The 13,720-nt window shown below is 41.9% G+C and carries 13 protein-coding genes; all 13 read right to left on the reverse strand.

Annotation, left to right across the window (positions count from 1 at the left end; all coding sequences use genetic code 11):
• Positions 1-17: 17 nt before the first annotated feature.
• On the reverse strand, positions 18-1,535 hold the full coding sequence (locus G8761_RS11630; RefSeq protein ID WP_166026761.1) for a class I adenylate-forming enzyme family protein: 1,518 nt from the start codon (positions 1,533-1,535) through the stop codon (positions 18-20).
• A 39-nt stretch (positions 1,536-1,574) separates the two neighbouring features.
• Positions 1,575-2,495 carry an MBL fold metallo-hydrolase gene (locus G8761_RS11635; RefSeq protein ID WP_166026763.1) on the reverse strand — a complete coding sequence of 307 codons (921 nt, stop codon included), beginning with the start codon at positions 2,493-2,495 and terminating at the stop codon, positions 1,575-1,577.
• 130 nt (positions 2,496-2,625) lie between these two features.
• Entirely contained in the window at positions 2,626-3,624 is a 999-nt protein-coding gene (locus tag G8761_RS11640; protein ID WP_166026765.1) for a phosphotriesterase family protein, read from the reverse strand.
• Positions 3,625-3,879: 255 nt separating this feature from the next.
• A complete protein-coding gene (locus tag G8761_RS11645; protein ID WP_166026767.1) occupies positions 3,880-4,854 on the reverse strand; it encodes a quinone oxidoreductase family protein in 975 nt (324 codons plus the stop codon).
• A gap of 11 nt (positions 4,855-4,865) precedes the next feature.
• Entirely contained in the window at positions 4,866-5,645 is a 780-nt protein-coding gene (locus tag G8761_RS11650) for an enoyl-CoA hydratase/isomerase family protein (protein WP_166026769.1), read from the reverse strand.
• 19 nt (positions 5,646-5,664) lie between these two features.
• Positions 5,665-6,444, reverse strand: a complete 780-nt coding sequence (locus G8761_RS11655; protein ID WP_166026771.1) for an SDR family NAD(P)-dependent oxidoreductase — start codon at positions 6,442-6,444, stop codon at positions 5,665-5,667.
• A gap of 172 nt (positions 6,445-6,616) precedes the next feature.
• The gene (locus G8761_RS11660) at positions 6,617-7,018 is read right to left on the reverse strand and encodes an acyl-CoA thioesterase (protein ID WP_166026773.1); all 402 of its coding nucleotides are present in this window, start codon (positions 7,016-7,018) and stop codon (positions 6,617-6,619) included.
• Positions 7,019-7,035: 17 nt separating this feature from the next.
• Positions 7,036-7,914 (reverse strand): 3-hydroxyacyl-CoA dehydrogenase family protein, encoded by an 879-nt coding sequence (locus tag G8761_RS11665; protein WP_420800245.1) that lies wholly within the window; start codon positions 7,912-7,914, stop codon positions 7,036-7,038.
• 72 nt (positions 7,915-7,986) lie between these two features.
• Entirely contained in the window at positions 7,987-8,550 is a 564-nt protein-coding gene (locus tag G8761_RS11670; protein WP_166026775.1) for a TetR/AcrR family transcriptional regulator, read from the reverse strand.
• 80 nt (positions 8,551-8,630) lie between these two features.
• Positions 8,631-10,244, reverse strand: coding sequence for a long-chain-fatty-acid--CoA ligase (locus G8761_RS11675; protein ID WP_166026777.1), 1,614 nt, complete (start codon positions 10,242-10,244; stop codon positions 8,631-8,633).
• 22 nt (positions 10,245-10,266) lie between these two features.
• Complete coding sequence (locus G8761_RS11680) at positions 10,267-11,019, reverse strand: SDR family NAD(P)-dependent oxidoreductase (protein ID WP_166026779.1); 753 nt, start codon at positions 11,017-11,019, stop codon at positions 10,267-10,269.
• Between the two features lie 283 nt (positions 11,020-11,302).
• Positions 11,303-11,797 carry a GNAT family N-acetyltransferase gene (locus G8761_RS11685; protein ID WP_166026780.1) on the reverse strand — a complete coding sequence of 165 codons (495 nt, stop codon included), beginning with the start codon at positions 11,795-11,797 and terminating at the stop codon, positions 11,303-11,305.
• A gap of 36 nt (positions 11,798-11,833) precedes the next feature.
• Positions 11,834-13,702, reverse strand: a complete 1,869-nt coding sequence (gene shc / locus G8761_RS11690; protein ID WP_166026880.1) for a squalene--hopene cyclase — start codon at positions 13,700-13,702, stop codon at positions 11,834-11,836.
• Positions 13,703-13,720: the final 18 nt, after the last annotated feature.

The following is a 13,720-nucleotide window of genomic DNA, read 5'->3' on the forward strand; positions in this document are numbered from 1 at the left end:
TCACTTCCTCCTTGAATTTAATAGGATACTATATCAGCAGCGGTCTGCCTTAGATGGGTTTTTAATATCTTTCCAACTCCATTGCGGGGAAGGGAGTCCATAAAAACAACCCTTCTAGGTGTTTTATTCTTGGCAAGGTGTTCCTGGCAAAAACGTATCAGCTCTTCCTCCGTTACTTCTGATCCAGGCTTTTTAACGATGCAAGCGACCATTTCCTCACCCATTCTTGCATCAGGCACTCCGACCACAGCAGCCTCTGAAACTTTTTCGTGACCGTTAAGAAGCTCTTCAATATCACGCGGGTAAACATTAAAGCCGCCTCTGATAATCAGGTCCTTTTTACGGTCTACAATATACAGGTATCCTTCGTTATCCACCCTGGCCATGTCTCCTGTATGTAACCATCCATTTTGTAAAACCTTTTTGGATTCTTCTTCATTTTGATAATAACCAGGTGTCACGTTGTCTCCCCGGACAATAAGCTCCCCAACATCACCAGCAGGAACCTCTTCGCCCAGATCATCAATAATTTTAATCTCTACTCCGGGTATGGGAATACCAACAGAGCCGGGCTTAATTTCAATATTTTTATGATGTGCTGTCACGACCGGCGCAGCTTCTGAAAGACCATAACCCTCCAGCACCACTGCCCCGAACCTGTTCTTAAATTCATTAAGCAATGCTACAGGCAAAGGAGCAGATCCTGAACCAACAGACTCAAGTGAAGAAGTATCAAAATCACCGGCCTTAGGATACGCGAGCATAGCATGGATCATCGCTGGTACAGCAGAAAATGACTTAACTTTATATTTTTCAATTGCTTCAAATATCTCTTTGGGGTCAAATTTTGAAAAGATCACAACAGAACTTCCAGTTAAAAAACAGGCATTCGATATTGTAAGACCGTAAACATGAGCAAGCGGCAGGACTCCTATTGTAATCCCGCTTTCAGCTCGGCTATGTTCTGAGGAGTTAACGGCGTTGGAATAGAGGTTTTTATGGGTTAATAGCACGCCTTTAGGATTTCCGGTTGTACCGGAGGTGTAAAGAATAACAGCAGTATCTTCGTCAGTTGCTTCCACTTCCTTCAAAGTATCATCCTTCATCATGTCATAAAAATTTAGGACTCCTTCACCGGAGGGAAGATCCGTTACAATGAGTGCAGGCTGCTGATCCAAGCCATCAAGTGATTTTTTCACCTGTTCTGCTGTATACGAAGAACAAATGACAGCTTTCGCAGTACTGTTTTTTATAATGTAATGAATTTCTTTAGGATGCAGGGTGAACATAACAGGAACAATTACAGCACCGCTTCTGGTAATTCCCTGATAGGAAAAAACAACCTCCGGGCAGTTTGGCATGCAAACTACTACACGGTCTCCTTTTTCTATGCCAAGCCTGTTTTGCAGACCACTGGCTAATTGATCTGCATACAATTTTGTTTCTAAATTCGTGTATTGCTTATCACGGTAATACAAAAATGGATACTCACCGTATTTGTCTATATTAACCTCAAGCAATTCCTTTAGTGTCATATCTTCCACTCCTTCTTCTTGGGCTAAGAGGGAAATCAACTAAACCAGTTTATAAATCATGACACTTTCAATGTTTTCTTTTTCCACCTCCCCTCGTAATTCCATTAAGTCAAGATGACCCTGGATTTGTGACAATCCCAGGAAAATGGTTTTGTCTCTTAATCTTGGATACATGACAAGACAAATCTCGTATATATTTTTACTGCCTGATGCGAGAATTTCATAGATTTGCCTGCTGCGTTTATCATGCTCGGCAAGCCTTTTTTCTATCAATTCAATATGCTGTTCAAACGGTTTGCCGTGCCCCGAATAACAGTTTTTCAGAGGGAGAGTCTTCACTCGGTTAAGAGATTCCCGATATTGCAGCAGGGTTTTAGGACGTTCCATCTGGCCGGGTGGCGGAGGTTCAATGAAAGCGTTTACGGATAATTCCGGAATAATATGGTCTCCAACCAAAGCTGTGCCGTCTTCTTGATTCCATAACAGAATATCTGTCTGGCTGTGACCAGGAACATAGGTAACTTTGAAGGGAACTCCACCAATATGGACATCGTCTTCATCCTTTAAATAATGTACATTCTTCCATATTTCTTCTTTATATCTTCTCACATGCTGATGCTCTGACGAATCGGCACCGCATTGAGTTAGAAAGTTATTAAAGAAGTCATTTATTCTGTTAAACTCATTTATGCCGCCCGTAACCACTGGCTCAGCAAGCTCGTGGACATAGACAGGCAGATCAGCTTCCTCCTGAATGTACATGACACCGCCGGAATGATCTGTGTGCATATGTGTTAAAACAATGCTGTCAAAGTCTTTAAAAGTAAGTCCATGTTCTTTTAACTGAGATTTCAGCTGATTAAAGGATTTCCTTCCTGGATTCCCCGCATCTACAAGAGTTGCCGTTTCACCTATTACAGCAAAGGCATTTACAAATCCTTCGGAAAAAGGTGTATCCATTGTCAGCGTTTTTATCTTTCGAATAAGACCTCACCCCTTTTTTAAAGTTTAAATACAGGGTTTTAGGCCATCACTCTTTTTTATTGCTGGGCCAGGATTTCTTTGCCCTTGTCGAAAATGGTCTAAATTCCTATAAAGTTACCTTTGCTGGCGCTCCTGAAAAAAGTGCTTTTGCATTTTCGCCAATCATCTTATCGATTTGCTTTTCAGTAACACCGTTTTCCCTCAGCTGAGGAAGGATATTGCTGAAAATATGAGTTGGCTGCCAGTTTTCCATTATTTTTGTTAATTGTTCATTCATCACTGGAGGACGGCCGAGCCAGATATTAACAGTATCATGAGCAAGCATGATTTGATCCTCGTAGCCTTCCTTTAACAGGGCAAGAAGGACCTGAACTCTTTCCTGGTCAAACGGCGCGCCTACCATTCCCTGAATACCAAAGCGATCAAAACCAATTCTCACTCCCTGATCCACTGTTTCCTTGTGATATTCAGGATTTGTATTTCCGCACATATGTCCAATAATAATTTTTGAAGGATCTGCTCCATGTTCAATCAGGAACCTTGCTTGTTCTGGTCCCATTGTTCCTTCTTGGGTATGAGTCAAGATGACAACGCCTGTTTCCTTTTGAGCTCTTGCCCCTGCACGGAAAAACATTTGTTCATAAGGAGTAATTTTATCTTTACTGGATGCCAGCTTAATGACCCCCGGTTTTATTCCGGTTCCGGCTATCCCTTCATTAATTTCCCTAATAAACATTTCATAGATTTCTTCCTCGGCTGTACCCAGCGCCTGGCGGAATTTAAAATAAGGTGTTGCACCTTCGCCTTCATAATAGTAGCCTGTGGCACAAATGATCTGAAGTCCTGTTTCTTCGCTGATTTTCTTTAAAAATTCAGGGTTTCTGCCGCATTCATTTGGTGTTGGATCAACGACTGTCTGCACCCCAAAGCTTTGGATCTGCCTGGCAATTTTTACTGCTTCCGCTAATGCTTTTTCTTGATGAAATCCGCCAAGGGTTACATCACCCTGGAAACCTGGATAGCCAAAAATAAAATGTTCGTGAATCAAAGTTTTTCCCAATTGGTCCACTGAAATAGGCCCTGTTACAGTATTGATTGTTGTCATGAATAAGCACCACCGTGATATTTTTTATTAGAAAGCCAGACTTACAAATTTCTGTAAGTTTGGCGGCATTCAAATCTTAGTGCGAAATGTTCCAAAATCTGCGATCGAACTGGCGGCACGGAGGGAAGCCTCCGAATAATTTATATAACATTTTAGATAGGACTTGATCCAACTTTGTCCTAGAAGTCCCCTCTCGAGGACATTTCGAGTTTAGTCCTTGATGGATTTCACCCAAGTGACAAAATTTAATAGTTTTTAAGGCTTCAATATAAGCTTTCCTTTTGTCTGTCGCGATTGAAGGAGTCTGTGAACCTCTGCAGCCTGTTCTAGCGAGTAAACTCCGCCAATTGTCAGCTTTAACTTTCCTTGTGACAAATATGTCAGCATTTCCTTCATACTTGAATGGATTAATTCCGGTTTCCTCATAATTTGTGGGAGAAAAAATCCGATTACTGACTGGTTCCTGGCCATTAGGAAGGAAGGATAAAAGTTTGCCTGCTCTCCGCTTGCCACACCATAAATGACAAGCCGGCCAAAAGTGGCCAGGCATTTCAATGTTTTTTGAAAAACATCTCCTCCTGCCATTTCAAGTGCAACATTTACTCCTTTTCCGTCTGTAGCTTCGAGAACTTGTTTCTCCCAGCCATCTTCGGTGTAATTAACGAGAACATCCGCACCCATTTCACGGGCTAGCTTTAGTTTTTCTGAGGAGCTTGCTGTAGCGATTACTTTTCCTGCCCCCATTAACTTGGCAAGCTGGACTGCAAGTGTTCCGACTCCGCCGGCAGCAGCGTGAACTAGAACGCTTTCGCCTTCCTCCAGCCGGCCCATAGTTTTTAAAATATGATAGGCACTTAAACCTTGGAGAGGAAGAGCAGCTGCATTTTCAAAATCCATTCCATCTGGCAGCGGAATAAGCCCTCTGCTGTCTGCTAACGCGTATTCGGCGTATCCGCCAGACTCAATCAGTGTTACCACCCTTGTACCGGGTTTTACAGTAGTAACGTTTTCCCCTACCTCTGTTACTACACCAGCAACTTCTGCACCAGGTATAAAAGGAAGTGGAGTTTTAATAACATACTGGCCTTCCCGTCTTGCAATATCGGCGAAATTGACGCCAATTGCTTTTATTTGTATTAATACATCAGTGCCTTTAGGTGCCGGCTTATCTTTTTCTATTATTTGCAGAACCTCTGGCCCACCGTATTTTTCAAGCTGAATAGCTTTCATTATCTATCTCCTTACCTGCCTGTAAAATTTGGTTTTCTTTTTTCCTTAAAGGCGGAAATACCCTCCTTATGGTCATCTGTTGTTACCATCATGGTTTGGGTAATTCGTTCCTGTTCAAGAATCTCTTCTAAAGTCGCATTAAAGGAGTGATCTACTAGTTTTTTAATCATTCCATAAGCCCTGCTAGGACCAGCAGCAAATTTTTCAGCTATTTTCTGAGTTTCCTCATGAAGCCTTTCTAGAGGAACTAGGTAGTTAACGACGCCCAGATTGTACAGCCTTTCAGCAGGAATTGGCTCAGCGCTGAAAAAGAATTGCTTGGCAAGATGCGGTCCTACAAGTCGGGGAACAAAATAAGAACCCCCTCCATCTGAAATCAGACCAACCTGAGAAAAGCTTAGCGCAAACTGGCTGTTATCTGCGGCAATAATTAAATCACAGGCTAATGCCAGGTTAAATCCGGCTCCTGCTGCAAAACCATGAACAGCAGCAATGATAGGCTTCTCTGTTTCCTTCATGGTAAGGATACATTCGTTAAGCCTTCCGATATGCTCATAAACACCAACGGCATTTGCCTGGCCCATAGATTTAACGTCTCCTCCGGCACTGAAGGAACGGCCGGAACCAGAAAGGACAATAACTCTGATTTCTGGGTTTTGCTGAGCCTCTTTAATCGCCTTTGTTAGTCCTAGAATCATATCAGGGCTAAAAGCATTTAAGCTTTCAGGCCTGTTTAAGGTTAGGGATAGAACTGCCCCCTTTTGATTGATAAGCAAGTGTTGATCTGACATATTAATTCTCCTCTCTCTTTTACATAATAAGCCAGCCACCATCGACCAGAATATCCGAACCGGTCATATAGGAAGCTTCACTAGATGCGGCAAACGTAATAACATTTGCCACTTCCTCCGGCCTGCCAACACGCCTGAGGGCTGTATTTCTTCTTATTGCTTTCACAAATTGTTCGTTCTGCAGTCCCTGTTCAGTTAACGGGGTCTCCACGAAACCTGGGGAAACAGAATTGGCTCTTATTCCGTACGGTGATAATTCCAATGCAAGTGCCCTTGTAAAATTAATTACTCCTGCTTTGGCCGAGCTATAGTGTGGTATATGTGCCCCAGCCTGATGACCTGAAAGGGAGGCAACATTCACAATTGCTCGAGGATGCGGCTGGCCCTCTTCTTTCTGGGCTGCATCCGCCATAAGGCCGCCGAGTAACTTTGATACAAGAAAAACGCTTTTTAAATTCGTTTTTTGTACATAGTCCCAATCCTTTGCGGAGGTATCCATAATTTTGGAATGAACTGAACCTCCGGCATTATTGACCAATACATGCAAATCACCGTAATGCTGGTGCACATATTCATTAAGTTCCTGCACATCATCTTCATCAGTTACATCTGCGGAAAAAATTTCAGCAGTTGGGATTTTCTTGGCTGCATTAATTTCTCGGGCAACTGCTTCTAGCTTAGACCGTGTTCGGCCAACAAGAATAACCTTAGCGCCTTCATTTGCAAGCTGGATGGCCGTTGCTTTTCCTATCCCGCTGCCTGCACCTGTAACCAATGCGATCGTATCTGAAAATCTCATACTTTCTCCTCCCTTCGTTTTCTTAAAAGTAAAAACTCAGTTATATCCGCCAAATTAGATCTTTTTCCGCCGATTTACTAGGATTTATTCTCTGTACTGCTTTTTGCTATGGGAATTTATCCATTAATCAGCCGTACCCATTTCAGATGCCAATTTCCTAATATTCAGTAATTTAGCAGTGCACCTGATAGCTTTTTAGTTCTTCCTTTAATAATTCCGGCAAAGGCTCGCTTTGCTGTTTATTGAAATCGAAATAAACAATTACTACATTACCTCTGGCAATCAGCTCTCCAGTTTGAGCACATAAAATATCATGCTCAATTTGGAAGCTTTTTGTTCCTATACGGGAAACATAGGTTTTAATTGTTAAAGTCTGATTGAAATAACCCTGGTTGATGAAATCACATTTGGTAGATGCCATGATGAACTTCCAGTCATCAATTCCCATGCTAAAGCCTAAAGCCTCGAAAAAGCGGATCCTCGCTTCCTCCAAATAAATAAAGTAACTAGTATTGTTGATATGCCCTAGTGCATCTGTTTCGCCAAATCGGACGGTAACTTGAATTTTATGCATTCTATTATCCCTCATTCCTATTGCTTCACCGGTTCAGTCTTATACTCATACCAGCCTTTGCCGGTTTTCCGGCCCAGATGGCCCTGCTTTACTTTTTCCTCAATGCAGGCAAAAGGCTTGTCGGCAGGATTTCCTGTTTCCTTATATCGCTGCTCAGCAACAAAATAGCCTACGTCAATGCCCGAAAGATCCATAAGCTCAAAAGGTCCAATGGGGTGTCCAAGGGCCTTCCTGCAAATTTGGTCGATATCCTTGTAATCCGCAATTCCCTTCTCGTATAAGGAAACTGCTTCCCGCTGAAGAGCACCTAATATTCGGTTAGCAACAAATCCAGAGATTTCTTTTTTAAGAAGGAATGCGCTTCGGTTTATTTTTCGGCATACCTCCATGGTTAACTGGGCGGTTTCATCTGAAGTTTGCTCGCTCATTACTACCTCAACACAATCCATAACTAGCGGCGGGAAAAAGAAATGCATATTTACGACTTTGTCGGCCCTGTTTGTTTCTCCTGCAAGCATGCTATTCACAATGGTTGAACTATTGGTTGCAAAAATCGCATGAGAAGGAGCCAGCCGTTCCAGCTTTGAAAATACTTCTTTTTTTATCTCCAGCTTTTCAACAACAGCCTCGATGATAAAGTCAGCATTCCGCACAGCATCTTTCAGGCTTTGAGTAAAATTCAGACGTTCAAACGCTGCCAACCTCTGGTTTTCGGAAATTTTCCCTTTGGAAACCCACTTATCCATAATTCCATCAAGAGTAACTGATGCTTTTTTTAATGCTTCCTCCTGCAGGTCCTGTATTGTTGTTTCATAGCCGCCAAGGGCACATAGCATGGCTATTTGGTGCCCCATTTGGCCGGCGCCTATTACCGCTATGTTTTTCACTTTAGCCAATTCATTCAGCTCCTTATATACTAACCGGTTGGTATGCTATTTTGGAAAAAGGCTGAAAAATGCCCTTTTTTTCTACTGTTCAATTCCCCGTAGAATCATTTCTACAAAGATTTCAGCCACTTCCCTGTCGGTAGATGCCCCGTTTGGATTGAACCACTGGTAGCTCCAATTTACAACGCCTAGAATTCCGAAAGTAACAATGGTTGCATTTAAATCTGGACGGAATTCACCATTTTCAATACCATCCCTGACAACACGTTCAACATTTAATCGGAACCGATCACGTTTATCGAGAATTTGGACAAGGCGTTCCTCACTCAAATGGCGCATCTCCCTGAAGAAGATCTTGGCGCTTGTTCCCTTGCTTTTGATACTTCCAATTAACATGTATACAATTTCAAAAAGCTTTTCTTTATTGTTAAATTTGGAATCCTGGAGAATTTCCTCCTGGCGGTTAAGGAGCCCATCTATATAGCCAAGGTGGATATTCATCAGTAATTCTTCTTTGCTTGAAAAATAATAATAAAAAGTGCCTTTTGTTACTCCGAGCGAATCAACAATATCCTGTATGGAGGTATCACTGAATCCACGTTTTTCAAATAATTTGATGCTGTGTTCGGTAATTTTTGTCTTCATTTTCTGTCCTCACAATCCCACTAAAATCACATGAATTATACCATATTTTACCCCCTATCTTTATCCGAGCAAATCTTTTTCTATATTTTTAACTCTTCATCCCTTAAAGCTCTTCTTAAAATTTTACCAACAGCTGTTTTTGGCAGGTGGTCACGGAATTCAACAACATTAGGAACCTTGTAAGCTGCAAGATTTTGCCTGCAATAGTCCTTGATTTCATCCTCATTGGCCTCTTTTCCTGATTTAAGGACCAAGATCGCTTTTACTCCTTCGCCCCGATACTTATCCGGAATCCCAACCACTACTGCCTCTTGTACAGCCGGATGCTCATATAACACCTCTTCTATATCCCGAGGATATATATTATAACCGCTGGCAATAATCATATCTTTCTTGCGGTCTACAATATAAAGATAACCCTCTTCATCTACTCTCCCTATATCCCCGGTATAAAGCCAGCCATCCCGGAGAGTATTCGCCGTTTCCTCAGGCATATTCCAATAGCCCTTCATGATCTGCGGTCCTTTAATAACAACCTCTCCAAGTTCCCCAACTGGCATTTCTTCCGACCCTTTTCCCAAATCTACAATTTTATATTCGGTTGAAGGCATTCCTATACCGACACTGCCCGGTTTCCTCTCCGCAAAGGTCGGATTACAGTGGGTTGTCGGGGAAGCTTCGGAAAGTCCGTATCCCTCAAGAATCTTGGACCCTGTTTTTCTTTCAAACTCTCTTAAAAGCTCGACTGGCATCGGTGCGCTTCCGCTGTTGCAAACTTCGATACTATTAATCCCGTATTCTTCCGCTTTTGGGTGATTAGTAATAGCTACGTACATCGTTGGCACACCTGGAAAAACGGTTGGCTGTTCATTCTTAATCGTGTTAAGAACCTCTTCCAAATCAAAGCGGGGGAGCATAATTGATTCGGAACCTGTGTAAATGGACAGGTTCATACAGGATGTCATTCCAAATACATGAAATAACGGAATAACGGTTAAATAACGTTCCTGTCCTTTATCAATATCAAACTTAAAAAACTCATAGGATTGAATGACATTGGCTAGGATATTCTGGTGTGTCAGCATGGCTCCCTTGGATCTTCCTGTTGTTCCCCCTGTATATTGAAGAACGGCAACATCGTTTTTAGTATCAATACTTACTGGCCTTGCACCCCCAGTGCTTTCTGCAAAGAAGGCATCAAAGGATGTGTCTGGCTCTATACTTTGGACTGCGGACTGCAAGCTAACGACAATAATATTTTTCAAAGAGGTGGAAGGCTGTATATGCTTTACTTTCGGATAAAGCGCTTCCAAAACTACAATAGTGTCTGCACCGGAATCTTTTAAAATATATTCAAGCTCACGTTCAACAGACATTGGATTTACCTGTGTTACAATGGCTCCAGCTGTTAGTACTCCGTAGTAGGAAATGACATATTGAGGACAATTGGGAAGCATGATTGCAACACGGTCCCCTTTTTGAACTCCTCTTGACTGCAGAGCTGAAGCAAAGTGACTTACTAATTGGGATAATTGCTCGTAGGTTGTTTTCTTTCCATAAAATGAGAGAGCATTATGTTGTGGATAGGTTTTAGTTGTTTCTAATAGAATTTGTGGTAATGATTTTTCAGGAATGGTAATGGTCGATTCAATGGAGTTAGGATATTGGGCCAGCCAGTTTTTTTTCTCACTCATAGAAATTCCTCCAGCTTATTTTTTAAAAAGTAAGTCCGCCTCCATCGACAGAAAGGGTAGCTCCTGTTATAAAGGATGCTTCATCCGAGGCCAGGAATAAAACTGCATTTGCTACTTCCTCTGGGGTTCCAATTCTTGCAAGGGCGTTAGCACGTGAAATGATTGGCCATTTCCGCTCATCATTTTTCCATCCATCGATAATTTTGGTGTCAATTACTCCAGGGGCAATGGCATTTACGCGAATATTATGCTTGCCGTATTCAACAGCGGAATTCTTGGTTAAAAGAATAACTCCTGCCTTCGAAGCATTATACGCCGCCAGATACTTCTGACCTTTTATACCCAGCAAACTAGACGTATTGACGATGGCTCCGCCGCCGGCTTTAGCCATATGTGGTATAGCATATTTGATTCCAAGATAAACGCTTTTTAAGTTGATGTTTATTACCCGGTCCCAGTCCTCTTCTTCAAGTTCAGTGCTCTTTACGGGGGGATGTCCAATTCCAGCATTGTTAAAAAGAATATTTAGTTCCCCAAAGTTTTCAACTGCTGTTTCTATCATCTGTTGGACCTCAGAGGAATTTGAGACATTTGTTTTCACAAATAATGCTGTTCCTCCATTTTGGGATACCAGCTTTACTGTTTCCTCCCCGCCCTCCTGATTGACATCTGCCACCACCACATTGGCACCTTCACTGGCAAATCGTAAAGCTGCCGCGCGTCCAATGCCGCTTGATCCTCCAGTAACAATAGCAGTTTTTTCTGAAAGTCTCATCCTTCCCCTCCTCAATGCGAAATTCATCTACTAACCGGTTGGTATGTATTTAATTTCAATTATACAATCTTTAAAAGATATTTCAACTTTTATTCAAAATATTCTAAATTTACAACAAAATCACTCCCGGGATTTTAAAAAAGATGGCCAACTGACATCGCTGGGTCCAGTAACGGCCTTGAATCCGTGAATAGGATACCTCAATAAAATCAAAAAGGGGGTTCGGAATAACGCATTCCGAACCCCCTTTTGTCGACAAACTGAAAGTGTCCTTAGACACTCCCTACAAAAGCTTATATAAATAGTACTCGTTAACAGGTTCCCCGTTAATGAATAATGAATTCACTTTTTCGCCTTCCAAAACAAATCCCATTTTTCGGTATAAATTGAACGCATTAAAATTATGTTTTATAACGCTTAATTCGAGTCTGGAGATTTCCGCTTCCTCAGCCCATTTAAATAACTCCTCAAATAGCCGGGTGCCTATTCCCTTTCCTCGATATTCCTCCGCTACACCCAGTGCTAAATGGGCAGAATGCCTAATACGTTTAATATTGCTTCCCATTGCCTGTAAATAACCAATAAGTCTGTTTTCTTCTTCCGCTACAAGGATAGTGGACTTCTTATCTGGTATAATTCTTTCAATAATTCTTCTCTGTTCATCGGCTGTTCTTGTTTTTTCACCTGGCTCAAAAAGCATAAAACCTGAATCTTCTACTCTTTTCCCCAGTTCAAGAAAGGTTACAGCATCTCTTACTTCTATTGGTCTAATAATCATTTCTCTCACCCCTGCCAACATATTACCATATTTTTCTTATTCGGCATTAAATTTTTTCCGGTAATGTGCAAGAGCAAGTAATGGGAATATATATCTGTAGCTGTGATAGTGGATATACAGTCCGCCAGCCATCCCCTGACCCTTAGGATAATCGGTAGTCCAGTCCTTTTTATTTAAATTAACCAACAGGAATTCCACGGCTTTCTTCATTTTGGCTGATGGCCTATCTGCAACTGATATGAGAGCATCCAATGCCCACGCTGTATGGGTTAACGTACTGGTTCCAAGTGGGACATAAGTCTTTGCGATATCACTTCGGCAGGATTCCCCCCATCCGCCGTCCTCATTTTGAATGGAACGCAGCCAGGCAACAGCTTTTTTAATACTCGGGTGACTGGCGTCTGCTCCTGCTGCTTTGAGTCCGGTTAATGCTCCCCATGTTCCATATATATAACAAATCCCCCATCTGCCATACCAAGAGCCGTTTTTCTCCTGATTCTTTAGTAGCCACTCCATTCCCGACCATACCGCCGAAGAGTTTTTTGAAAGATTTGTATAGGAGCCCAGAAATTCAAGTGTCCTTCCCGTTAAGTCAGCTGAGCTTGGATCGGCCAGCAAAAACTCTCCCTTTTCTATTGGAAGAAGCTGCAAAAGCTTGCTATTTGTATTTTTTTCAAAAGCCGGCCAGCCACCATCCTTGTTTTGCATGGAAAAAAGCCAGTGTATTCCCCTTTCCCAGGCCTGTAGATAGGTTGTGCTTTTCGGCACTCTGCCTGCGATAGACCGCAGGCTTGCAGTAGTGTCATCCACATCAGGATTAATGGTATTTACATCAGAGAATCCCCAGCCGCCGGGCAAGGTGTTTGGATTTTGGACTGCCCAGTCTCCGTATTTAAATTGCTGCCGTTTAAGTAAATACTGATTTGCCTTCTTAATCATAGGATCGGAGGAAGAGACCCCAGCCTCCTGCAAGGCCATCCCGATTAAAGACGTATTCCAAACATTTGCTGTAGTATATTGCATATGAGTAAAACCATTGATTTCACATCTCATTAACTTTAGTCCTCTGACTGCATGAAGGATAAGCGGATCACTTTTTTGATGCCCAAGAGATAGGAGTGCAAAAATCATGAGAAACGTACAGCTAAAATAACTATAAAGAGTGCCATCCGGTTCAATTCTTTCGAGCATGTATTGTTTTGCCCTCTTAATAGCTTTCTTATGGAGTTTTTCAGGCATTCCTGCAAGGCTTTTCATTCCCTGCTCCAATATGGAAAAAAGTGATCGCCATTCCTCCCTCTGAAAAGAAAATCTTTGTTGAGCATCATCGATAAACAAATCATTTAGATCAGGGCTTTTTGCTGTTTTTATTCGAAACCTTCGATTGGCCAGTATCATAATGGGAGTCAGATTGGCTCTGCCAAATACCGAAAAACTAAAAAAATTAAGAGGAAACGACATTGGCAGCAGGATAATCTCAATTGGAAAAGGAAATAACGCTGGCCATTTCATTTGTCCCGTTAAAGTCAAAAGAACTTGTGTAAACATCCCTGTTTTTTCTAGACCGCCTTTTGATACAATGAACCTTTTAGCCGCCCTCAGTCTAGTATCACTTTTTTTATAAAGACCGCCATACAAAAGTGCATAGTAAGCTTCAACGGTTGCCGAAAGATTTCCATCTTCTTCATCATGAAAAAGCTTCCATGCCCCGTTTGCTTTTTGTTTGCTTAATAGCCTTTCACTAAGATCCTGAATGAGGACTTCATCATTTATTTCTAGAGTACGCAATAAGATAATCATATAGGCATCCGTAGTAATCCCTGTTTCAAAGGGATAGTTCCATGATCCATCTGGAGACTGATCCTTGCGTAATTTTTCAATCAGAATGTTGATACTGTTTGCCATTTGACTTCCCAATGCACT

The organism is Neobacillus terrae, from assembly GCF_011393025.1.
In the GTDB taxonomy this organism is placed as follows: domain Bacteria; phylum Bacillota; class Bacilli; order Bacillales; family Cytobacillaceae; genus Neobacillus_A; species Neobacillus_A terrae.